This window comes from Rhizobacter sp. SG703 (assembly GCF_012275445.1).
Lineage (GTDB): Bacteria > Pseudomonadota > Gammaproteobacteria > Burkholderiales > Burkholderiaceae_C > Rhizobacter.
In genome coordinates this window covers 37,852-59,246 of the sequence record NZ_JAAZQK010000019.1, presented here as the reverse complement: position 1 = coordinate 59,246, position 21,395 = coordinate 37,852, and the positions used below count along the sequence as shown (strand labels likewise).

Here is a 21,395-nt window from a genome sequence, read left to right as displayed (position 1 = left end):
GGAGACACGATGACCCACGCCAGCCGCAGCCCGAACCCCGCGCAAGACGCGCCGCTCCCGCTCGACCTGATCTTCATCGAAGGCCTCACCGGCGAAACGGTCATCGGCATCCACGAATCGGAATTCCATGCGCCGCAGCCGCTGGTGATCGACGTGCATGCCGGCGTGCCGCGGGCCCGTGCCTGCGACACCGACCGCATCGGCGACACCATCGACTACAGCGTCGTGCGCGAACGCCTGCTGCGGCTGCTGGCCGAGCACCGGCTGAAGCTGCTGGAGGCATTGGCCGAGACCATCGCCGACATCCTGCTCGGCGAGTTCGGCGCGAGCTGGGTCCGCGTGAAGGTCGTCAAGCCGCACAAGTTCGCCGATGTGGCCGCGGTCGGCGTGCAGATCGAACGCGTCGCGGGCCCGTCGACGACGATCGGCCGCTCGGCCACCGTCGTGCAGTTGCTTGGGTCGGGGCTGGTGCCGGGTGAGACCTCTCGCTGAGCACTCCTGCAACCCGTTCGCACGGAGCTGACCTCATCGCCTCACTGCCCCGTTCGCCATGAGCCTGTCGAAGGGCCTGTTCGCATTGCACCAAGGCTTCGGCAGGCTCAGCCCGAACGGGGATGACCTCAGCCCGAACGGGTCTTGTCCGGGCAAAGGCTCGTTCAAGCCGCCGCGAACGGGTGCGCGCTCGACCCCTTCTTCGCGACAACTTCCGACGCCGTCGGCGAGCCGGCCACCGCGCGCTTGATCGACTCCTTGACCGCGCGGTAGTTGTAGTCCTGGATCTTCTTGTCGTCTTCGGCCAGCCAGTGGATGAAGACGCCGACGCAGACGAACAGGTTGTCCGCTTCCGCCATCGGGATGGTGCCGTCCTCGACACAGTCCGCCACCGCCATCGCGACGCCGCGCTGCGCCGGCCCGAACATCTGCACCGCCTGCTTCGCGCCCTTGATGGTGACCTTGTTGAACATCACCGTCGCCGGCTTGGTCAGCAGGTTCGGCGCCACCACGGCGAGCAGCGACGTGAAACCGTCCTTGTTGTTGGTCAGTGCGTTGGCGAACGCGCTCTCCGCGGGGCTGCCACGCGGTCCGATGAGCAGGTCGATGTGGGCAACTTCATTGCCGTCACCGACGAGCGACTCACCGACCATCATGCGATCGATCTTGGCCATGGCTGTGTCATCTCCTGTTTGCGTTTTCCGGGGACGTTCCCGACACTGGCGACGCGCCAATGTTCCACCGCTGTTATCACGTTCCGTGCCATCGCGGCGCGAGGCCGGCGATCATCAGCGTGACCACCGTCAAATCGGCGCTGGTACCGGGGTTGATGCCCCGCGCCTTCAGCGATTCGTCCCACGCCGCCCAGGCCGGCTCGTCGTCCACGCCCTCGGCCCCGCGCCACGCATGCGCCGCGGCCATGACAGTCTGTGCCACCGCGTCGCCGTGTTTGCGAACAATGTGTGAATCGGCAAAGCTGCCCAGCAGCGCGATGTAGAGGCGCTGCACCGCGGCCGTGGTGCCGGCATCCGGAGAGCCGCAACCGGCCCCCGACGGACATGCAAAGCCCGGACCCAGCGCCGGCAGCGCGACGCCGAACACATCGGCATAGCCATCGCGGTACTGCCGCGCGATCAGGTCGTGCCCGGCCGACAAGGCCATCGCGGCGCGCAGGTCGATGCTCGGGGCCGCGCGCACGTCTTCGGCCGGTGCGTCGCCGAGGCCGCCCGGGTTCGCGCGCGCGATCGCGCGGTAGGCGTGCTCGGCATCGGCGAGGCTCAGGCCACTCAGCACCTCGCCGATGGCCTGCTGCAACGCCGCGGGCGTCGCCGCGTCGGGCCGCTGCTCCACCGCCACCGCGACCGGCGCGCACAGCAGCAGGATGCCGAGGTTGGTGTTGCAGTGCGCCACCGACCAGCTGGCCGCGACCGCGGCTTCGATGCGCTCGCCGACGCCTGCGCCCGGCGCGAACAGCGGCCCGGCCGCGGCCGCCGCGCTGTCGGTGAACATCGCCGCCCGCATGCGGTGGCCGCCGGACTGCAGGCTGACGTTGCCCGGCTTGCGCACGGCGACGTCGAGCGTGCAGGCGCACAGGAACGCGGCCTTCGCCCGCGCCACCGCTGCTGGCAGCTCGCGGTTCACGCCGCGTCGCCGAGCGTGCGCTGCACCGCGCACCGGCGGTCGAGCAGGTCGTCGACGATGGCCCGCGCGATGTTGAAGCCGGTCACGCGCTGCAGCCCCTGCCAGGCCGCGACGCCGTTGACCTCGATCACCTGCGTGCCCTGTGCCGACGGGATCAGGTCGACGCCGGCGTAGTCCATGTCGAGCGCCGTCGCCGCCTGCTCGGCCAGTTGCGCGAGGGCCGGCGTCAGCTCGGCCGCTTCGCAGCGCGCGCCCTGCGCGACGTTGTGGATCCAGTGCATGCTGACGCGGCGCATCGCGGCGATCGCGTGGCCGCCGATCACCAGCACGCGCCAGTCGAAGCCCGGCACGGCGGTCGCCGGCACGAAGCGCTGCAGGTAGGCGAGCGAGCCGAAGCCGCGGTCGAGCGCCGGCAGCGCATGGTGCACGCCGTCGACCTCGCCGACCAGCTGCAGCCCCTTGCCCTGCGAGCCGAACAGCGGCTTCAGCACCAGCGCATGCCCGGTCGCGCCTTCGCGCACCGCGATGCGCCGGGCCTGCGCCTGCGATTCGGTGGCCCAGGTGGGCGGCGTCGGCACGCCGGCCGCGTGCAGCAGCAGGCTGGTCATCGACTTGTCGACGCTGCGCTCGATCGCCCGCGCATCGTTGTAGACCGGCACGCCGAGCTCTCGCAGCGCATGCAGCACGCCGAGCCGCTTCGTGACCTGCTCGAAGCTGCCGCCGGCCAGCCCGCGCACCAGCACCGCATCGGGCAGCGCGCGGCCGTACCCCGGCAGCGCGAGGCCGTGCCAGGCGAGCGTGGTGTCGATGTGGCAATCGGCCAGGTCGATGCAGCGCCCGACCGCGCCGCGCGCGCGCAATGCGGCCTGCAGCTGCCGGGTGTGCCAGCCGACCTCGTCGGTCATGATCGCGACCCGCATCACGGCACCTGCAGCCACAGCTGCCGCAGCAGCGCCATGTTCAGCGATCCGCTGTGCCAGGTGTTGCCGCTGTCGAGGTTGCTGACCCACACCTCCGCCGGCGCGAAGAGCCCGGGGTCGATCTTGTAGAAGTCGTAGCCGGCCTCCTTGAAGAGGTCGGCGAACGAGCGGCCGTGGTCGCGCGAGCGGGTCGACGGCAGCTGCTCCGCGAGCGCGCGCGCGGCCGCGTCGTCGCCGCGCACCGTCAGGTGCACCTGGCCGCCGTACAGGATCGCGTCGTTGGTGCGGCCCATCGCCTGCGCGCCATCGGGTGTCGGCGACGGCAGCGGCGCGCTGGCCACGCCTTCGACGACGTGCTCGAGCGCAAAGCCCAGCGTGTGCGCCTTGTGCAGGGCCGTCTCCAGCACGCGCGCGACGATCTGCGTCGTGCCGGCGAGGCTGGTGGTCGGCGTCAGCACGATCGTCAGTCCGTCGGGCTGCAGCGCGCAGTCGTGCAGCAGCTTGTCGACGATCACGGCCGGCGGCGGGCGATCGACCTCCATCACCAGCACGCCGCAGTCGGCGCGGTCGCGGTAGCCGAGTTCGGCGAACAGGTCTTCCTTGCCGGCCAGCGCGCGCGCCGGGCCCGAGCCCAGCGAGAAGAATTTCTTGCCGCCGGTCTCTTCCTTCGTCGCCGACAGGCTCCAGCCGGCGTACTGGCTGCCCAGGCAGGCCAGCACCGGCTGCGAGCTGCGCACCTCGACCCAGGTCGGCCAGCCATGCCGCTCGCCGGCCTGCAGGCGGACGCGGCCCAGCCCGCCCATGCAGATCTCGCCGATCAGCAGGCCGGCGGCGATGCTGCCGCGCGCCTCGATGCCGGCGTCGACGATGCAGGTGCCGCGGTCGTCGCGGCGCACCGCGAGCTGCAGCGCGCCGGCGTCGGCGATCAGGCGCTCGACCAGCGGACGCGCGCGCGTGTTGACGCTGAGCTCGGTCATGACGGTGTCTCCAGGGTGTCGAGCAAGGCCTCGCGGGCCTGGTGCAATGCGGCGCGCACGGCGTCGGCGGTGGTGCCGCTCGCGGCCAGGCTGCACAGCGGGTCGCCGGCCGCGAAGCGCGTGCCGGCGCGGGGGTGGTCGTGCGTGTCGGCCCGGGCCGCGAGGCGCCGTGCCAGCGCGGCATCGACCTGCCCGTCGTGGCGCGCGAACACGATCTCGGTGCCGTCGACCCGCTCGCGCTTCGCCGGCGGCGCCGGCAGCACGCCGTGCAGGCAGGCCTGCACATGCGCCGCCATCACGCCATCGCCGTACAGCGCCAGGCTGGCGGGCGGGCGCGGGTTGACCTCGAGCACCGCGATCTCGTCGCCGTCGCGCACGAAGTCGAGGCTGCACAGCCCGCGCAGCTCGAAGGCGCTGGTCAGCGCGCGCACGGCGGCCTGCACGCGCGACGCGGCCGGTGCGTCCAGCGGCACCGGCCCGACGACGCCGCAGAACACGAACGGGCGCGTTCCGAAGCGGCGCACCGTCTGCTCGTTGAAGCCGAGGATCACCGCCTGCCGGCCGTTCGCGACGAAGGTGGCCGACATCGGCACGCCCGGCGCCTGCTGCTGCAGGTAGTGGTGCGCCGGCAGCTCGGCCAGCTGCTCCGGCGTCGCCGGGCGCACCTGCCAGCCGCCGCAGCCGAGCGCGTCCTTCACCAGCCAGCGCGTGCCGTCGTCGGGCAGCGTGCGGGCGAGGGCGCCGAGCCGCACCGGCGGATGGTGGATGCCGTGCGACGCGAGGACGTCGAAGAAAAGCGCCGGGTCGCGCACGCGGCACACCGCCGACACCGCGGTGCCGACCAGCGGCAGCAGCTGCGCGCCTTCGGCCAGCAGGCGCGGCCGGCCTTCGAAGCCGCTGCCGGCGATCCAGCCGCGCACGTCGCCGCGGTGCGCGAGGTCGCGCAGTGCCGCAAGCGTCAGCGCGTCGTCGATCTCGAGCGACGCGGGTTCGCCGAGGCCGATCCACTGCGACGCGGCGGCGCGGGTGTCGGCATCGCCGAACAGGTCGAGCGCGACCACGTCGAAGCCGTCGCGCACCGCGGCTTCGGCCATCAGGCGGGCGGACAGCGCGGCCACGGCGATCACGCCCTTCACGTCGATCGCGCCGCTCACGCGGATGACGCGGCCGAGCCGGCCGCACGCTCCGCGAGGAACGCCCGCGCGGTCGCGAACGCCTCCGGAAAGCCGAGCACCAGCGCCTTCTTGTCGGACTCGCGCATCTGCACCAGCAGCCGGTGCTGGGTCTGGTACTTCACGTTGCCGATCGCGAGCGCGCCGATGCCGACCGCCGCGCTGCCGGCCAGCGGCTTGCCGTCGTCCATCACGCCGACACCGGCGATGCCTTCCGGCGGCACCGCGTTGACATCGGCGGCGACCTTGAGCCGCGGCGCGTGCGGCAGGTCGTCGGCCGACACCACCTGCACGCCGGCCGCGGCGCAGGCCAGCAGCACGTCGGCCTCGGCGAGCGATGCGCGCACCGCCGCGGTGTCGGCGCCCGACACGCCGTGCAGCGTGACGCCGAAGCGCGTCGCGGTGTCGTGCGCGGCCGATTCGGCGGCGGCCGCGCCGCTGCGGCTGGACAGCGACACCCGCGCGCCGGCCTGCGCCGCGAGCACGCCGGCGATGCGGCCCACCGGGCCGAGCCCGCCGAGCACCACCACGCGCAGGCCGGTGAGGCCGTGGCCCTGGTGCTTCTGCAGCGCGGCCTCGGTGCAGGCGACCATCGCCGCGGCTGTGGTGTAGGCGCCGCTCGGGTCGGCCATCACCGACACGACGAAGGGCTTGACCATCGACGCTTTCGCGCGCTCGAGCATGTCGGTCGCGAGCATCGCATTGCGTCCGCCGATGAACAGGCCGGTGCGTGCGACGCCCTTCGGGCCGCGCGAGAAGATCGCGTCCTGCGTCAGCGCGGCGATGCCGTCCAGGTCGACCTCGCAATACGGCGCGATCACCTGGTAACCGGCGTCGGCGGCCATGTTGACGTCGAACGGGCTGGCCTGCCGGCCGGGGGTGAACAGGTGGAGGATGTAGGGTCGTTCCATCGCGGCTCCGGAGTCTGTGGCGACGAGGGTGTCAATGCGGTTCGCAGGCGTGCTCGCTGAGCAGCGCGCCGCGGTTGAGCCCGGCGACGATGCTGAGCGCCAGGCCGGGTTCGAGCGCGCGTGCTGAACGCAGCGCCTGCACCGCCGCGTCGGCACTCGCCTGCGACGGCAGGATCGCGAACCCGGTCGGCCCCCACGAGCTCTGGCCGATGGCCGCACCCTGCGTGCGCTCCACGGCCTGCACCACGCGGCCCACCGCTGCGCTGGTGTACGCGCCGCCCTGCGCCGGCGCGAAGTGCTCGCCGAGCAGCTGCTGCACGCGGTTGATGCCGGCCGCGAACAGTGCGAACTCGCCGCTCGCCGCGCCGGGCAGCACGCGCATCAGCACCTGGTGGCAGATGTCGGCGGACAGCGCCTGCGGCAACGGCGGCAGCGTCGCGATGGCCTGCTTCTCCTGCGGGCCCGACAGGCCGCGATGCCGATCGTCCTGGACCACGATCACGCGCCAGGCGGCCGGGAACGCGATGCGCGACAGCAGCGGTGCCGGCAGGCCGTCGGGGCCCGGCCCGCCGTCGAGCAGCAGGCCGCCCTGGTCGAAGCCGGCGATGCCGATGCCGGAGCGCAGCCCGCGCGCGAGCCAGTGGGCGAGCGTGGCGCTGCCGATCGCGAGGCCGTGCCAGTGCGCGAACACCCGGCCGATGGCCAGCGCGAGCTGCGTGCCCGAGCCGAAGCCGGCATGCGGCGGCAGCACGCGCGTGAGCTGCAGGCGCAGCGGCGTGCGCAGCCCGGTGTGCTCGCGCAGCAGGTGCAGGAAGCGCGCGGCGCGTTCGACCTCGGCCTGCGCGGCGGGGTCGACGACGGCGATGTCGTCGGTCGATGCGGCGCCCAATGCGACCTCGGTCGCGAGACCGTCGATCACCAGCCCGAGGCTGCCGAAGCGGCGGCCCAGCGTGCCGGCCGGATCGAGGAACCCGAGGTGCAATCGGCCCGGCGCGCGAAGCGTCAGCAGGCGGTGGGGATCGGCGGCGGAGACAGGCATCGGAGCCTGGGTAAGCAAACGCCGTTCCGCTGGGGTTTACCCAGGGAAATGGGGCTGCACCGGCGCGTGCGCGGTGTCCGGCATCCCGCGCCTGTCCCGGGCGGGTGACACAGTGTCCTGCGCGTTCAGTCGTACTTGATGTACTTGAAGCGCGGATCGTCCGGCGTGCCCGCCAGCGCCGAGCCTTCGACCGTGCCCGGTTGCCACATCACGACCTCTTCGATCTTCGCGGCGAGCGCGAAGTCCTTGTCGGTGATGCCCTTGGCCGCGTGGTTCATCAGCTTCACCGTGACGAAGGCGAACGAGACCGTCAGGTCCGGGTGGTGCCAGGCCGCTTCGGCGAGGTGGCCGACGGTGTTCACCACCATCAGCGTGCCTTTCCATCCGCCGGTCTTGTACTTGCGGCGGATCCAGCCGTCTTCGAGGAACCACTTCGGCAGCTCGGCCTTCAGCCGGGCCTCGACCTCGTCCACCGTGTAGGTTTCATCGGGGGTCTTCTTGCGCCATTGCGACATGTCGGTCTCCTCGGCAGGGTTGACGGCCTTGATCTTTTGCGCGCCACCGCACAGCATCATCGCTCCGCAGGAGCAAGCGCCATGCGCAGAAGGGTCTGGAACATCGGCATCGCGTCGGCCCTGCTCGGCCTGGGCCGCGCCCGGGCGGCCGGTGAGCGCCTGACGGCCGAGCAGGTGCGCGAGCGCCTGGCGGCGGCCGCGGCGCAGGGCCCGGCCGACCTGTCGGGCCACGACCTGTCCGACCTCGACCTGAGCCGCATCGATTTCCGCCGGGCGCGACTCGCCGGGGCCAACCTGTTCGCATCGAAGCTGGTGCTGAGCCGCTTCGACGGCGCCGACCTGACGCGCGTCAACCTGAACGGCGCGTGGCTGATGGGCACCGACTTCAGCGGCGCGACGCTGGTCGGCAGCAGCCTGCTCAGCGTCGTGGTGCTGGGCGGCGAGGTGAAGGCGCCGCCGAATTTCGCGGGCGCCGACCTGAGCGGGGCGCGCATCATCGCGGACTTTCCGGGGGCCAACCTGCGCCGTGCGAAGCTGGTGAAGGCGAACCTCGGCGTCAACATCAAGAACCAGGGCATGGGGCAGATGCGCACCGACCTCTCGGGCGCCGACCTGAGCGACGCCGACCTCGATGGGGCGGACCTGAACCGCTCGCTGATGTCGTTCGCGAAGCTGGTCAACGCCAACCTTCGCGGCGTGAACTTCTTCAACGCGAAGATGGCGGGAGCCGATCTGCGCGGGGCCGATGTCAGCGGAGCCGATTTCACCGATGCGGTGCTCGACGGCGTCGTGCTCACCGGTGCGAAGGGACTCGACAGCGCGAAAGGGCTGGGGCACCTGGTGCGGTGAGGGCCCGCGTCCAGCCGGTTCGCATCAAACCCGTTCGGACTGAGCCTGTCGAAGGCCTTTCGCGCGTCAGCCCTTGCGCTTCGCCACCGCGGGCTTCGACCCCGCGGCCACCCGCGTCGCCTCTTCATCCGCCGGCAACAGCGAGGTCAGCGTGCCGGGCGGCAGCTGGCGCAGCTGCGCCGCATCGAGCTTGCCGATGAACTTCCAGCCGGTCGGCAGCTTGATGAACGCGAACGCGGTCGGCGGATCGACGAAGACGTCGTAGTCGTTCACGACGACGGCCTCGACGGCCTGGGCCTCGGCGGGCGAGCCGATCAGGGCGCCCAGCAGCAGCGCGAGGCAGGACAGGGGAAGGGCAAAGGGACGGGACATCGAGAACTCCAGGGGCATGTCGGGTGGAAAGGCAGTGTGGGCGCCGCATGCTTCAAACCGACTTCATGGAACACTGCGTGCGTTTCATTCGTTGCCGTCAACAGCCCATGTCCCACTACCTCTTCATTGTCGCCTCCACCCGCGAGCCGGGTCACACCGGCAACACCGAATGGCTCGCCCGACGCGCCGCCGACGGTCTGCCCGCCGACACCACGCAAACCTGGCTGCCCCTCGCGCAGATGCCGATCGAGCCGTTCACCGACCAGCGCCACACCGTCGGCACCTACCCTTGGCCGGACGGCCACCTGCGCACGCTGCTCGACGCGACGATGGCCTGCACCGACCTGGTCCTCGTCGCTCCCGTCTACTGGTACAGCTTCCCGAGCTCGTTGAAGACCTACCTCGACCACTGGAGCGCCTGGATGCGCATCGACGGCCTGCCGTTCAAGGCGGAGATGGCGAAGAAGCGTCTGCACCTCGTCACCACCAGCGGCAACCGCGCAAAGGCGCAGCCGATGATCGATTCCACCCGGCTCTGTGCCGAGTTCCTCGCGATGCCGCTGGCCGGCGTGCTGTGGGGCAAGGGCGGCCCGCCCGACGCGGTTCAGTCCGATGCCGAGGCCATCGCCGCGGCCGAAGCCTTCTTCCGCAGCGCCTGACGCATGCGATACAGCGCCGGCCACGCGCTGCGTGCCAGCATGGGGGCCAACATCAGCACGAACGCCAGCGCCGCCAGCGCGACCCGCCCGTCGGCCCGCGCGACCACCGGCTTCGCGAACGCCGGCGACGTCAGCGCCTGCGACAGGCCCTGCGCCGTCTGCAGCCGGTGGAAGACCAGGCCGCGCTCGCTCGCGAGCAGCCGCAGGTAGCCCTCGCGCAAGGCCGACAGGTGCTCGGTGCCCGGCGTGGCCCCCAGCCCCGCCGCCGCCGGGCCCGCGCCGTCGTCAGCCAGCGCCTCGCCGCTGACGCTCGCGCCGCGCCCCTGGCGGCGCAGGTCGGTCTGCATCACCTCGTCAGCCCGCCAGACGCCGAGCGGCCGCCCGAGCGGATCGGTCTTCGGGATCGGCGACGGCGACAGCTCGCCGACCCCGACGAGCAGCCCCGGCACCTCGCCCGGCTTGTCGTCGAACGCCGGCCGGTACTGCGGGTTCAGCGGCGGCGCCTCCTGCCCGTCGGTGATGAACACCAGCGACGGCTTGCCGGGCAGTTCGCGTGCGATGCCGAGGCCGCTGTGCAGGCCTTTCGAGACCTCGCTGTTGCCCGACCAGGCCATGCGGCCGTCGATGCGCGCCAGCGTCGCGCGCAACTCGCCCAGGTTCGCGCACACCTCGACCGGCGCCAGCAGCAGGAACGAGCGGTATTCGGTGAACACCGCCCAGCCGACCTTCGAGCCGCAGGGCAGGTCCAGCAGGCCCTGGCGCAGCGCGTCCTTCGCGAACGCGAGGCGCGACACCGGCTTGCCGGCCAGCACCTGGTCGGTCACGTTCATGCTCTGCGTGATGTCGAGCACGACCACGTGCTCGAACAGCCGGCGCTCGATGCGCAGGCCCGGGTTCAGGAAGGTGGCGGCGAGTGCGACGGCGGCCAGCGCCAGCACCCAGCCGTCGCGGCGGCCGCGCCACGGCGCGCGCAGCCAGTCGACGGCCTTCATGGCAGGCCCGGCGAGTAGCCGCGCATCGTCGTGACGGCACGCTCGGCATCGCGCCGGCCGTCGGCCGGTTCGACCAGCGAGTCGTCCGGATCGGGCAGCAGGCGCTGCGCGCGCTCGAGGTTGTAGCGGGCATCCCACTGCCCGGGGTCGTTGCGCAGCACCTCGCGGTAGCCCTCCTTGGCCAGCTCCAGCAGCGGGATCGCCAGCCCGGGCTGCGGCGTGGCGCGTACCGCGATCGCCTGGCGCATCAGCAGGTTCGCGCTGTTGTAGCGCGCCGCCTGGCCGAGCGGCGTGTCGCCTTGCAGCACGCGGTAGCGTTTCAACGCCTCCTCGCCCGCGCCGCTGGCAGCCTGCGCGTGGGCGAGCGCGAACTGCAGTTCGGCGGGCGGGTGGTCGAGCGCCAGCGGTGGGTCGGCGGCGATCGCGTCGTTCCAGCGCTGCAGCCGCCACAGGTGCAGGCTGTCGGCCAGCATCGCGACCGCCGCGACGACGAGCACCCCCAGCACGATCCGCGTGCGCCGTCGCGTGATCACGCCCATCGCCGGATCTCCAGCCGCTGCGCGCCCCACAGCAGCAGCACGCACAGCAGCGCGATCGCATGGCCCCAGGGCGACAGGTCGCGCCGCGGCACGGTGTCGAGGTAGGTGATCGGCAGGTTCTCCAGCCGGTTCACGTCGTCGATGGCGGCCTGCAAGGCCTGGTCGTTGTCGGCCTCGTAGGCGCGGTACGGCGTGCCGAGCGACTGGAAGAAGCGGTGCAGCTGGTGCTCCGGCACGGTGTCGGCCGCGCCGAGCGGATCGTCGGCACCGGCCGTCAGCCCGGGGCTGTTGGCCGAGCGCAGGTAGAACCAGTTGATGGCAGTGCGCTGCTTGCGCGCGGCGAGCGCGATGCGCTCCTGCGTCGCCGGGTCGAGGTGGTCGCCGCCGTCGGACACCAGCATCACGATGCGCGAGCCGGTGTAGGGCCGGTCGTCGAAGAACGACAGTGCCTCCAGCAGCGCGAGGCCGATGTTGGTCTCCGACAGCCCGCGGCCGATCTCGCCGGCGTCGATCGCGGCCTGCACCACGTCGTTCTTCTGCGTGAACTCGAGCACCCGCATCGGCAGCGTGCTGAACACCACCATGCCGAAGCGGTCGTCGGGCCGGCTGGCCGCGAACGCCGACAGCAGGCGGCGCGCGACCTTGCCCTTCGCATCGCGCGAGCGGCCGGGCGACAGGCTCATGTAGTAGTCGAGCGCCTCGGGGCCGGTGCCGCGCGGGCGGGCGACGCCGGCCGCCAGGCGCGCGCCGGAGAAGCCCTGGTCCATGCTGCGGCTGCGGTCGAGCACGACGACGATCTCGGCGCCCTGGCCGACGCGCTCCACCGTGTACTCCGGCCGGTACGGCCCGGCCATCGCGAGCACCAGCAGCGCGAGCGCGAGCACCGCGGCGCCCTTCAGCAGGCGTTGCAGGGCGTCGGACGCGCGGTCGCGCGGCATCAGCGCGGCCCAGGCGTTGCGCACCGGCTGCCCGGCGCGCGCCCACCACGGCCACAGCGCCAGCGGCAGCAGGGCCAGCAGCCACGGCGTGTCGAAATGGATCATGCGGCACCTCGCTCGGCATCGCGGCACTTGCGGCAGAACTCGCGCAGCCAGCGGCCGTCGTTCGCCGCGGCTGGCGCATCGGCGAAGAACTCGCGGCGCGATTGCTGGAAGAACGCCAGCAGCTCGTCGCGCAGACCGGCGTAGCGCGGCTGCGCGGCAACGAAGCGGTCGACGCCGTGCGCGAACACCACCTCGCCGGCCGTGCGGTTGAGCGCCTCGTGCACGCGCTGGAAGGCGGCGCGCCGGGCCGCTGCCGGGCTGTCCGCCGGCAGGTGGTCCAACTGCCGCCAGGCGCTCGCGAACGGCCGCTGGCGCCGCGACCGCCACGGCAGCGCGAGGTACACCTGCGCGAGCCAGCCGAGGCACAGCAGCAGCACGACGCCATACGCCACCAGGCGGCGCTGCGCGGGGCGGGTGTCGATCGGCGGCGGCGGCAGGTCGGGCCGCAGCTCGCCCAGGCCGTCGCGCGGCGAGACCTCCAGCGGCACCAGCGGCGACACCGTCACCGGCCAGGCGTCGACGCGCAACGACTGCTCGCGTCCGTCGCCGTGCAAGCCGAGCGAGAACGGCGCGATCTCCAGCGTGCGGACCTCCGTCGGAGCGAGGAACACCTGGTACCGGAGTCGCAGCGTGAGGCGGCTGCCGCCGGGTTCGGAGTCGCGCTGCTGCGTCACCTGTTGCAGCTCCAATGCCTTGCCGCGTGCGCCGGGGCGCGGCAGCGAGGCTTCATCGAGCACGACGCCGTCCGGGATGTGGACGATGAGCTCGCGCTCGACGAGATCGCCGACGTGGTAGCCGAACGCGCGCGGCTCGACGGTGCTGGCGCGCAGCGTGTCGGCTGCGGCTGCCTGGGCACAGCAGCCGATCAACGCGAGCGCGGCCAGGCGGTCACGCATGGAAGTGCCGCGTCACCGCGTCGGCATCGAAGGCGCCTTCGATGAACAAGGGGCTCAGGCGCTGCCCGCGGAACGCCTGCAGCAGCGCCGCATGGCGCCGGGCCTGCTGCACGCGCCACTGCTCGCGCAGCGCGGCGCGCCACCACACGAGGCGCTGGCGGCCGGTCTCGGGGTCGAGCACCTGGGCCAGGCCGCGCGCGGCGCCGAGGCTGAACTCCTGCGGGTCCCACAGCACGACCGGCACCAGGTCATGGTGGGCCAGGCTCGCGAGCACGGCCGGCACCTCGTCAATGGGCCAATGGAAATCCGACAGCAGGAACACCAGCGAGCGGCGTTGCGGCAGGTGGCGGTGGGCCAGCTGCAGGCCGTGCGCCGAGCGGCCCGTGGGCTGCAGGTCGCGCAGCGTGCGGGTCAGCTCGCCGGCCGCGGCGCGCGAGCGGCCCTGCGGCAGCAGCAGGTCGGTGCGCACCTGCTCGTCGCAGGCGACGAAGCCGAAGCTGTCGCCGGTGCGCCAGGCCGACCACGCGAGGCTGTCGACGAAATCGGCCAGCACCTGCAGCCGGGCCTGGGCACCGGCGAAGCCCATCGACGCCGACAGGTCGGCGACCACCGCGACGGGGATCGATTTGCGCTGGCTGTAGACGCGCACCGACCACTGGCCGAACGGATCGCGCAGGCTCGCATGCAGGTCGAGCCGGCGCGGGTCGGGCGCGTCGAGCAGCGAGGCATGGCCGCGGAACTCGAAGCCGCTGTCGCCGCGGCGGCTGCGGTGGTGGCCCGGGAAATGGCCGAGGGCGGCACGGCCGATGCGGTAGTGGATCTCGGGGAGGGGGGTGGGCCGGGCCATGGCGAGGGTCACTTGCGCAGCGTGTGTTCTGCAGGGCCTTCGACAGGCTCAGTCCGAACGGAGCACTGGGTTCTGCGCACGGCCGCCGGGACTTCGGCAGGCTCAGTCCGAACGGGTGTGATGCGAACGGGCTTTGCGCTCGGACACCCACCCCATGGGGGCGCATCCCCGAACCGTTCGCGCACACCCCCCGACCGTTCGCCCTGAGCAGGGACTGAGCTTGTCGAAGGCCCGTGTCGAAGGGTGGGTGCCGCAGCGCGCCGGATGCGCCTGCGCAAGACCAGCAGGACTTCGACAGGCTCAGTCCGAACGGAGCATCGGGTTCTTCGCACGGCCACTGCGGCTTCGAACAACTCAGTCCGAACGGGTCTTGAGGGCACACGGCTGTCCATCAGCATGACACTACGGCGCCACCACGCTCGCGAGGATCCCGCCCATCAACGGCCCCGAGATCTCCTGCCGCCGCATCTCGTACACCGGCTGGTAGCACAGCCGGTGCGCGATGGTCTCGACGAACACCGACTGCACGTCCTCCGGCGTGACGAAGCCGCGCCCGTCCAACCAGGCCGCGACACGCGCCGCCCGCAGCAGGTAGCTCATGCCGCGCGGGCTCGCCCCGGCCAGCATCAGCTGCGCGGTGTCCAGCCCCGACACCCTGACGCCGTACTCCGCCGGCACCGCCGTCGCGCGCCACAGCCCGAGCGCGTAGTCCTGCAGCGCCTGCGACGCCTGCACGCTGCGCTGGATCGCCTCGGCCACCTCGTTCAGCGCCCGGTGGTTCAGCATCGCCGCCGGCAGCTCCTCCATCAACCGGTCGGTGTCGTGGTAGCGCGGGTTGAACATCAACTCGCGCCGGTCCGCATCGCTGGCCGGCGCGTCGATCGTGACCTCCATCATGAAGCGGTCGCGCGCGGCCGACGAGATCTCGAAGGTCTCCTCGCGCTCGACGCGGTTGCGGTCGGCGAACACCGTCAGGTGCGGAAAGCGGAACTCCCGGTTGAAGGCCGACACGCTGCGCTCGGCCATCACGCGCAGCAGCAGCGAATGCACCTGCGGCCGCGCGCGGTTGATCTCGTTGAAGAAGAAGATCGCCAGGTCGTCGCCATGGCGGATCAGCGGGCCGGGCTCGACCGCCGGCCGCCCGTCGGCGCTGATGTAGGTGTAGTACACCAGGTCGTTGGGCATCAGGTCGATGGTGCCTTCGGTGCGCGCGAACGGACCGCCCAGCACCTGCGCGAACGCGCGCAGCAGCGTCGTCTTGCCGACCCCCACGTCGCCCTGCAGCAGCACGTGGCCGCGCGCGAACACCGCCAGGTTGACGAGCCGGATCACGCGGGCCTGCCCGATCACCGCCTTGCCGACTTCGGCCTCCAGCGCCAGCGCGCGTTCGCGCCAATCCGTCAGCAGCGCATCGTTGCGGTCCATGCCGTTCCTCTCCAGGGGGTTCGACGCGGGACACTCTGCGTCAGCCCTGCAACGGACTGGGCTGAAGGCCTGCGCCGGGGGCTGGGAAGCAAGAGGCAAGCCCGCATGCGTGTCGGACAAGAAACCCCGCCGAGGCGATTCATGAAAATCGCCAGATCGCATTCATGATCGCCCGGCTGGAGCGGCGACCCGCATCGCGCCACGATGCAGGACGGGACCCAGAGGCCCCCGCAGTGCCGACCGGCGCTGTGAGACCGTCACAGGAGATGCTTCATGCTTTGGCAAACACCCACCGCGACCGACTTCCGCTTCGGCTTCGAAATCACGATGTACGTCACGGCGCGCTGACCGCGGCGTCTCGTCATCGCCGGCACGCCGGGCCTGCCCGGGGTGCCGGCCTCCCCAACGCTTCCTCCAACGCTCCGTCGTTTTCACGATGCGCATCACCGTGCTGGGTTCGGCCGCCGGCGGCGGCTTTCCGCAATGGAACTGCAACTGCGCCAACTGCGCCGGCGTGCGCTCGGGCCGTGTGCGCGCGAAGGCCCGCACGCAGTCGTCGATCTTCGTGCGGCCGGACGACGCGGCCGATGGCGTGCTCTTCAACGCGTCGCCCGACATCCTCGAACAGATCCGCAGCCACCCGGCGTTGCAGCCGGCGCGCGCGCTGCGCGACACCGCGATCGCCGGCGTCGTGCTGATGGACGGCCAGGTCGACCATGCGACCGGCCTGTTCATGCTGCGCGAACGCAGCTCGCCGCTGCCGCTGTGGTGCACCGACCCGGTCGAAGACGACCTGATGCAGGGCAACCCGGTGCTGCGCGTGCTGTCGCACTTCTGCGGCGTGCGGCGCCAGCGCATCGCGCTCGACGGCACGCCGTTCGGCGTGCCCGGCGTCGCGGGCCTCGCGTTCAAGGCGATGCCGCTGAGCAGCAAGGCCGCGCCGTATTCGCCGCACCGCGAGGCGCCGGTGCCGGGCGACAACATCGGCATGACGCTCGTCGACAGCGGCCGCCGAACGTCGGTGTTCTATGCGCCGGGACTGGGCGCGATCACGCCGCCGGTATTCGACGCGATGGCGAGCGCCGACGTCGTGATGGTCGACGGCACCTTCTGGACCGACGACGAAATGAAATCGCTCGGCCTCGGCAACAAGTCGGCGCGCGACATCGGCCACCTGCCGCAGTCGGGCGCCGGCGGCATGCTGGAGTGGCTGGCCCGCCTGCCGGCGCGCACGCGGCGGCTGCTGATCCACATCAACAACACCAACCCGATCCTCGACGAGGACTCGCCCCAGCGCGCCGAACTGCAGCGTGCCGGTGTCGAGGTCTGCGAGGACGGCATGAGCATCGAGGTCTAGAAATGACAACCCCCACGTCGCTTCGCTCCTGCCCTCCGAGGGGGCGCTCAGCCGGCTTGAGGCGGCTCGGCGCCGGCTGACCATGCGCGCCGACATCCTGAAGGACCACCGCCATCCCGCCGACGCCGGCCCGCCGGCCTGGAGCCGCACCGAGTTCGAGGCGCAGCTGCGCGAGCGCGGCAAGTCGTACCACATCCACCATCCGTTCAACGTGATGCTGAACACCGGCAAGGCGACGCCCGAGCAGGTGCGCGGCTGGGTCGCCAACCGCTTCTACTACCAGATCGCGATCCCGATCAAGGACGCGGCGGTGCTGTCGAACTGCCCCGATGCCGCGGTACGCCGCGGCTGGGTGCAGCGCATCCTCGACCACGACGGCTTCGAGCTCGGCGGCGTGCAGGACGCCGGCGGCATCGAGGCCTGGCTGCGGCTTGCGCAGGCCGTGGGGCTCGGCCGCGACGAAGTGCAGGACCTGCGCCACGTGACGCCGGCGGTGCGCTTCGCGGTCGATGCGTACGTCGATTTCGCGCGCCGCGCGCCGTGGCAGGAGGCGGTGTGCTCGTCGCTCACCGAACTGTTCGCGCCCGAGATCCACAAGCAGCGCCTCGCGACCTGGCCGCAGCACTACGGCTGGATCGAACCCGAAGGCCTCAGCTACTTCCGCAACCGCCTGAGCCAGGCGCGGCGCGATGTCGAGCAGGGCCTGTCGATCACGCTGGACCACTTCACGACGCGGCCGCTGCAGGAGCGTGCGCTGGAGGTGCTGCAGTTCAAGCTCGACATCCTGTGGGCGATGAACGATGCGATGGCCGTTCGCTACGGTGTCTCGGCATGACCGAACTGACGACCGCAACCCGGCCCCGTGTCGGCCCCGGCTTCCGGCTGCAGTGGGAGCCGGTGCAGGACTGCCATGTGCTGCTGTACCCCGAGGGCATGGTCAAGCTGAACGGCAGTGCCGGCGAGATCATGAAGCGCTGCGACGGCGAGCGCAGCGTGGCGGCCATCGTCGAAGACCTGGAGAAGGCGTTCTCTGCGCAGGGCCTGGAGCCGGATGTGCGGGCCTTCATCGAACTGGCCGCGAAGCAGCGCTGGCTGGCCTGGGACTGAGCGATGACGCCGACCGTGGGACCGCCGCTGTGGCTGTTGGCCGAGCTGACCTACCGCTGCCCGCTGCACTGCGTGTTCTGCTACAACCCGGTCGATTTCGCGCGCCAGGAAGACGAGCTCGGTACCGACGACTGGCTGCGCGTGCTGCGCCAGGGCCGCGAGCTCGGCGCGGTGCAATGCGGGCTGTCGGGCGGCGAGCCGCTGCTGCGCGACGACCTGGAGGTGATCGTCGCCGAGGCGCACCGCCTGGGCTACTACACCAACCTGCTGACCTCCGGCGTCGGCCTCACCGAGGCGCGCGCCGCGGCGCTGAAGCAGGCCGGGCTCGACCATGTGCAACTGTCGTTCCAGGACTCGACCCGCGAGATGAACGACTTCCTGTCGCACACCAAGACCTTCGGGCTGAAGAACAAGGTGGCGCAGGTCATCAAGGCCAACGGCTGGCCGATGGTGATGAACGTCGTGATCCACCGCATGAACATCGACCACATCGACCGCATCATCGGCATGGCGGCCGAGCTCGGCGCCGAGTACCTGGAGCTGGCCAACACGCAGTACTACTCGTGGGCCTTCCTGAACCGCGACCAGCTGCTGCCGACGCACGAGCAGCTGCGCCGTGCCGAGGCGGTGACCGACGAATGGCGCCGGCGCCTGGGCGACACGATGCGGCTGTTCTTCGTCGCGCCCGACTACCACGAGGGCAAGGCGAAGAAATGCGTCAACGGCTGGGGCAGCATGTTCCTGACCGTCGCGCCCGACGGCACCGCGCTGCCCTGCCACACCGCGAAGATGCTGCCTGGCTTGCGCTTTCCGAACGTGCGCGAGCACAGCCTGCGCGACATCTGGTTCGACTCCGAAGGCTTCAACCGCTACCGCGGCACCGGCTGGATGAAGGAGCCGTGCGCCAGCTGCGACCAGCGCGAGGTCGACCTCGGCGGCTGCCGCTGCCAGGCGTACCTGCTGGCGCAGGACCCGGCGATGGCCGACCCGGTGTGCAGCAAGAGCCCGCACCACGCCCTGGTGCAGGCGGCGGTCGAGCGCGCGGCCTCGGCACCCGTCGGCCCGGCGGTGGTCGAGCACCCGCTGGTGTTCCGCGACCCTGCGAACTCGCGGCGCCTCAGCGCCAAGCCGGCCTGAGCACGCGCCTCTGTCGCGTCGGGCCGTGGCCTTCACCGGCCAGCGGCATGACACCGATCGCGACAGCGCCCAGCGGCGCGAGCCAGCCGGACCATTTCATGGGCATGGCATCCTCCTTCAGGGGTGGCGCGCCGCCAGGCATGCGGCGAGGCGCAGGGCCGCGGCTACTTGCTGTCGTTGATGAAGCACGCCTTGTGGACCTTGGTCTCCAGCTCGCGGTAGCGCTTGATCTGCGGCTTGACGGATTCGTTGTCGCGCAGCGCGCCGCCGCGCTCGCCGCCGATCGACATCGCATTGACCACCGTGGTCATGCCGACGTAGTCGTCGAACGGCACCTCGCTGGCCATCGCGTCCACCGCGCAGGAGCACTTGTTGATCATCTCGTAGTGCGGGCCGGGGTGCGTGCGCATGCACTCCTGCACGTAGATCACACGCTCGGCGGTCGGGAAGTCGTTCGCCGCCGCGGCGGCCGGGATCAGCAGCCACGGCAGCGCGAGCGCGCACAGCAATCGATGCAAGGGGTTCATGGTGGTGTTCTCGGGAGGGGGGCGGCGCCGTCGATCAGCAGGTCTTCGGTCAGCAGCGGTGGCGCGTCGGCACCGGCAGCCGCGATGTGCGTGCGGATGCCGAGCACGCCGCCCGGCACCGCGTCCGACAGCAGGAAGCGATATTCCTTGCCGGCCAGCTTCTCGTAGCGGTAGCGGTTCGGGTCGTCGAGGTAGGGCTTGAACGACACCTCGCGGCCGGCGACCGGCTTGCCCTGGTAGACGAACGAGGCCGGTGCCACCGTCGCGCCCTGGTACACCGCCATCCGGATGCGCTTGCGGAAGTAGTTCTCCGGGCCCTGCGTCAGCCGGCGCATCTCGCGGATGTCGTGCTCCAGGAAGTACAGGATCACCGGGTTGGCTTTCGCGTTGTCGATGTCGGGCAGCGGCAGCCGGCGCGGGCCGGTCAGGAACTCGCCGCTCGAGGTGCAGCAGCTGCCGTCGGGCTGCGGACGGAACGCCAGCACCACGGTGTCGTCGAAGCCGGCCTCCAGGCTGCCGGCCTTGTGGAAGCTGTAGCGCAGCGTCGACGGCGGCCGCAGGTTCGCGAGCTGGTCGGCCATGAAGATCGCCTGCTCGGCGGGCGAGAAGTCCTGCGCCGCGAAGGTGCACGCCGGCAGCGCGAACACCATCGCGGCCAGCCAGGGGATCGGGATGCCGCGCGTCACGGGGATCCCATCATCGCGTCGGCTTGTCCTTGGACGCGAACGACTCGTCGACCAATGGCACGCCGTAGTCCTTCAGGATGGCCTGGATCGCCGCCTGTTGCGAATCGATCAGGCCTTCGATCTCCTGCTTCCATTCGCGCTCGCCGTAGCGCACGCCCATCGCCATCTCGTAGTCGAAGCGCACGCCGGGTTCCGACTTCAGCGGCACCACCGTCAGCCGCGGCGACTTGACGCGCTGCGCGAAGTAGCCGGCGATCGGGCCCCACACGATGGCCGCATCGATCTTGCCGGCCGCGAGGTCCTTCTCGATGATCTCGCCGGGGTACTGCTGCGGGTCGGCGTTCATGATCGGGTACGGCACGCCGCGCTCGACCAGCCGGTGCACGTTCAGCCAGTCCGACGCCGGCGAGCGGTCGTAGACACCGATGCGCAGCTTGCCGAGCCGCGCCGGGTCGAGCTTCAGGAAGTCGTCGCCCGACTTCACCTGGTCGAGCCCCTGGCCCTGCGGGAACACCAGCGCATAGGTCGAACGGTAGTACGGCTTGGTCACCGACACCTGGTCGTAGCCGACCGGCACGCCCATCACGATGTCGCACGGGTAGTCCTGCCCCGGCAGCTTGTAGCGCAGCGTGTTGCGGATGAACGCGAGGCGCTGCGGGAACGAGTAGTACTGCACCGGCAGCCCGAGCGCCTTGCCGAACACCTCGGCGATGCGGTTCTCGATGCCGGCGCCCTCGACGTTCGAGAACGGCAGGTTGTTCGGGTCCTGGCACACCCGCAGCGCCTGGCGCGCCGGCGGCTTGCCAGCGTCCTGCGCGGCAGCCGGCAGGCACGCCGAAGCGGCCCAGGCGCAGGCCAGCGCCAGCGAGGCGGTGCGCAGCGTGTTCATTTGTTGGGTTCGACCTTGGCGCGCGTGATCGCGCCGTCCGAACGGCCTTTCAGGTAGGCGTACAGGTCGTTGATGTGTTCCTTGACCTGCGGGCTCTCGGCGAAGCTCGGCATGCCCTTGGGCAGCCGGCCTTCGGTGACGGTCTTGACGAACTCGTCCTGGGTCAGCGTCTTCAGGCTGTTGATCAGCGAGGGCCCGACCAGGCCTTCCTGGTTGGCGCCGTGGCAGCGGTCGCAGGCGGCCGCGCGCCAGGTGCGAAAGCCGTCCATCGTCTTCGCGTCGACCTTGTAGCCGTCGACCACGGTGTAGGGCTTGTCGTCGGCCAGCGCGCTCGCGGTGAGGCACGCCAGCACGGCGACCGAAGCCTGGAAGAAAGACCGGATCAATGTCATTGAACATCCGC

Annotated in this window: 28 protein-coding genes; 8 read left to right on the top strand and 20 right to left on the bottom strand. The window is 71.3% G+C overall.

Annotated features, from left to right (window positions below):
- Positions 1–9 precede the first annotated feature (9 nt).
- Positions 10–492, top strand: a complete 483-nt coding sequence (locus tag FHT26_RS28835; RefSeq protein ID WP_168563512.1) for a dihydroneopterin aldolase — start codon at positions 10–12, stop codon at positions 490–492.
- A 164-nt stretch (positions 493–656) separates the two neighbouring features.
- Here FHT26_RS28835 and fae read toward each other — a convergent pair whose 3' ends face one another.
- From fae to FHT26_RS28795, 8 genes are all read right to left on the bottom strand, one after another.
- A complete protein-coding gene (gene fae / locus FHT26_RS28830; protein ID WP_168563511.1) occupies positions 657–1,166 on the bottom strand; it encodes a formaldehyde-activating enzyme in 510 nt (169 codons plus the stop codon).
- Between the two features lie 76 nt (positions 1,167–1,242).
- Positions 1,243–2,133 carry a triphosphoribosyl-dephospho-CoA synthase gene (locus FHT26_RS28825; RefSeq protein WP_349238242.1) on the bottom strand — a complete coding sequence of 297 codons (891 nt, stop codon included), beginning with the start codon at positions 2,131–2,133 and terminating at the stop codon, positions 1,243–1,245.
- A complete protein-coding gene (locus FHT26_RS28820) occupies positions 2,130–3,053 on the bottom strand; it encodes an ATP-grasp domain-containing protein (protein WP_168563510.1) in 924 nt (307 codons plus the stop codon). The genes FHT26_RS28825 and FHT26_RS28820 overlap by 4 nt, the downstream gene beginning before the upstream one ends.
- Entirely contained in the window at positions 3,053–4,030 is a 978-nt protein-coding gene (gene mch, locus FHT26_RS28815; RefSeq protein WP_168563509.1) for a methenyltetrahydromethanopterin cyclohydrolase, read from the bottom strand. The genes FHT26_RS28820 and mch overlap by 1 nt, the downstream gene beginning before the upstream one ends.
- On the bottom strand, positions 4,027–5,184 hold the full coding sequence (locus FHT26_RS28810; RefSeq protein WP_349238241.1) for an ATP-grasp domain-containing protein: 1,158 nt from the start codon (positions 5,182–5,184) through the stop codon (positions 4,027–4,029). Before FHT26_RS28810 ends, mch begins: the two co-directional genes overlap by 4 nt.
- Positions 5,181–6,113 carry an NAD(P)-dependent methylenetetrahydromethanopterin dehydrogenase gene (locus tag FHT26_RS28805; protein ID WP_168563508.1) on the bottom strand — a complete coding sequence of 311 codons (933 nt, stop codon included), beginning with the start codon at positions 6,111–6,113 and terminating at the stop codon, positions 5,181–5,183. The genes FHT26_RS28810 and FHT26_RS28805 overlap by 4 nt, the downstream gene beginning before the upstream one ends.
- 31 nt (positions 6,114–6,144) lie before the next feature.
- Positions 6,145–7,152 carry a beta-ribofuranosylaminobenzene 5'-phosphate synthase family protein gene (locus FHT26_RS28800; protein WP_168563507.1) on the bottom strand — a complete coding sequence of 336 codons (1,008 nt, stop codon included), beginning with the start codon at positions 7,150–7,152 and terminating at the stop codon, positions 6,145–6,147.
- A gap of 125 nt (positions 7,153–7,277) precedes the next feature.
- Complete coding sequence (locus tag FHT26_RS28795; protein WP_168563506.1) at positions 7,278–7,667, bottom strand: 4a-hydroxytetrahydrobiopterin dehydratase; 390 nt, start codon at positions 7,665–7,667, stop codon at positions 7,278–7,280.
- Positions 7,668–7,748: 81 nt separating this feature from the next.
- On the opposite strand from FHT26_RS28795, the gene FHT26_RS28790 reads away from it, so the two are divergent.
- On the top strand, positions 7,749–8,516 hold the full coding sequence (locus FHT26_RS28790; RefSeq protein ID WP_168563505.1) for a pentapeptide repeat-containing protein: 768 nt from the start codon (positions 7,749–7,751) through the stop codon (positions 8,514–8,516).
- A gap of 66 nt (positions 8,517–8,582) precedes the next feature.
- On the opposite strand, the gene FHT26_RS28785 is transcribed toward FHT26_RS28790, so the two are convergent.
- Entirely contained in the window at positions 8,583–8,888 is a 306-nt protein-coding gene (locus FHT26_RS28785; RefSeq protein WP_168563504.1) for a hypothetical protein, read from the bottom strand.
- Between the two features lie 107 nt (positions 8,889–8,995).
- Between FHT26_RS28785 and FHT26_RS28780 the strand changes: the two genes are divergently transcribed.
- The gene (locus FHT26_RS28780; RefSeq protein ID WP_168563503.1) at positions 8,996–9,547 is read left to right on the top strand and encodes a flavodoxin family protein; all 552 of its coding nucleotides are present in this window, start codon (positions 8,996–8,998) and stop codon (positions 9,545–9,547) included.
- Here FHT26_RS28780 and FHT26_RS28775 read toward each other — a convergent pair.
- The 6 genes from FHT26_RS28775 to FHT26_RS28750 all read right to left on the bottom strand — a co-directional run bounded on the left by FHT26_RS28775 (position 9,493) and on the right by FHT26_RS28750 (position 15,289).
- Positions 9,493–10,539 (bottom strand): vWA domain-containing protein, encoded by a 1,047-nt coding sequence (locus tag FHT26_RS28775; protein WP_168563502.1) that lies wholly within the window; start codon positions 10,537–10,539, stop codon positions 9,493–9,495. The two genes, FHT26_RS28780 and FHT26_RS28775, sit on opposite strands and share 55 nt — an antisense overlap.
- A complete protein-coding gene (locus FHT26_RS28770) occupies positions 10,536–11,078 on the bottom strand; it encodes an MxaK protein (protein ID WP_168563501.1) in 543 nt (180 codons plus the stop codon). Before FHT26_RS28770 ends, FHT26_RS28775 begins: the two co-directional genes overlap by 4 nt.
- Positions 11,069–12,121: a vWA domain-containing protein gene (locus FHT26_RS28765; RefSeq protein WP_168563500.1), complete on the bottom strand. Its 1,053-nt coding sequence runs from the start codon at positions 12,119–12,121 to the stop codon at positions 11,069–11,071. Before FHT26_RS28765 ends, FHT26_RS28770 begins: the two co-directional genes overlap by 10 nt.
- A complete protein-coding gene (locus tag FHT26_RS28760; RefSeq protein WP_168563499.1) occupies positions 12,118–13,017 on the bottom strand; it encodes a hypothetical protein in 900 nt (299 codons plus the stop codon). Before FHT26_RS28760 ends, FHT26_RS28765 begins: the two co-directional genes overlap by 4 nt.
- Positions 13,010–13,864: a DUF58 domain-containing protein gene (locus tag FHT26_RS28755; protein WP_168563498.1), complete on the bottom strand. Its 855-nt coding sequence runs from the start codon at positions 13,862–13,864 to the stop codon at positions 13,010–13,012. Before FHT26_RS28755 ends, FHT26_RS28760 begins: the two co-directional genes overlap by 8 nt.
- A 402-nt stretch (positions 13,865–14,266) precedes the next feature.
- Complete coding sequence (locus FHT26_RS28750; RefSeq protein ID WP_168563497.1) at positions 14,267–15,289, bottom strand: AAA family ATPase; 1,023 nt, start codon at positions 15,287–15,289, stop codon at positions 14,267–14,269.
- 273 nt (positions 15,290–15,562) lie between these two features.
- Between FHT26_RS28750 and pqqA the strand changes: the two genes are divergently transcribed.
- The 5 genes from pqqA (at position 15,563) to pqqE (ending at position 18,890) form a co-directional block, all read left to right on the top strand.
- Entirely contained in the window at positions 15,563–15,637 is a 75-nt protein-coding gene (gene pqqA, locus FHT26_RS28745; RefSeq protein WP_168563526.1) for a pyrroloquinoline quinone precursor peptide PqqA, read from the top strand.
- A gap of 88 nt (positions 15,638–15,725) precedes the next feature.
- Positions 15,726–16,646, top strand: a complete 921-nt coding sequence (gene pqqB / locus FHT26_RS28740; RefSeq protein ID WP_168563496.1) for a pyrroloquinoline quinone biosynthesis protein PqqB — start codon at positions 15,726–15,728, stop codon at positions 16,644–16,646.
- Between the two features lie 82 nt (positions 16,647–16,728).
- Complete coding sequence (pqqC, locus tag FHT26_RS28735; protein ID WP_168563495.1) at positions 16,729–17,481, top strand: pyrroloquinoline-quinone synthase PqqC; 753 nt, start codon at positions 16,729–16,731, stop codon at positions 17,479–17,481.
- Positions 17,478–17,753: a pyrroloquinoline quinone biosynthesis peptide chaperone PqqD gene (pqqD, locus tag FHT26_RS28730; RefSeq protein ID WP_168563494.1), complete on the top strand. Its 276-nt coding sequence runs from the start codon at positions 17,478–17,480 to the stop codon at positions 17,751–17,753. The genes pqqC and pqqD overlap by 4 nt, the downstream gene beginning before the upstream one ends.
- Before the next feature lie 3 nt (positions 17,754–17,756).
- Positions 17,757–18,890, top strand: coding sequence for a pyrroloquinoline quinone biosynthesis protein PqqE (gene pqqE, locus FHT26_RS28725; RefSeq protein ID WP_168563493.1), 1,134 nt, complete (start codon positions 17,757–17,759; stop codon positions 18,888–18,890).
- Here pqqE and FHT26_RS30435 read toward each other — a convergent pair.
- From FHT26_RS30435 to FHT26_RS28705, 5 genes are read right to left on the bottom strand one after another with little or no spacing between them, the layout of a single operon-like run.
- The gene (locus tag FHT26_RS30435; protein WP_282597211.1) at positions 18,871–18,996 is read right to left on the bottom strand and encodes a hypothetical protein; all 126 of its coding nucleotides are present in this window, start codon (positions 18,994–18,996) and stop codon (positions 18,871–18,873) included. The genes pqqE and FHT26_RS30435 overlap by 20 nt on opposite strands.
- Before the next feature lie 58 nt (positions 18,997–19,054).
- Positions 19,055–19,417: a hypothetical protein gene (locus tag FHT26_RS28720; RefSeq protein WP_210427653.1), complete on the bottom strand. Its 363-nt coding sequence runs from the start codon at positions 19,415–19,417 to the stop codon at positions 19,055–19,057.
- Positions 19,414–20,103, bottom strand: a complete 690-nt coding sequence (locus FHT26_RS28715) for a hypothetical protein (protein ID WP_349238240.1) — start codon at positions 20,101–20,103, stop codon at positions 19,414–19,416. Before FHT26_RS28715 ends, FHT26_RS28720 begins: the two co-directional genes overlap by 4 nt.
- 10 nt (positions 20,104–20,113) lie before the next feature.
- Positions 20,114–20,992 (bottom strand): substrate-binding domain-containing protein, encoded by an 879-nt coding sequence (locus tag FHT26_RS28710; protein ID WP_168563492.1) that lies wholly within the window; start codon positions 20,990–20,992, stop codon positions 20,114–20,116.
- Positions 20,989–21,384 (bottom strand): c-type cytochrome, encoded by a 396-nt coding sequence (locus tag FHT26_RS28705; protein ID WP_168563491.1) that lies wholly within the window; start codon positions 21,382–21,384, stop codon positions 20,989–20,991. Before FHT26_RS28705 ends, FHT26_RS28710 begins: the two co-directional genes overlap by 4 nt.
- Positions 21,385–21,395 lie beyond the last annotated feature (11 nt).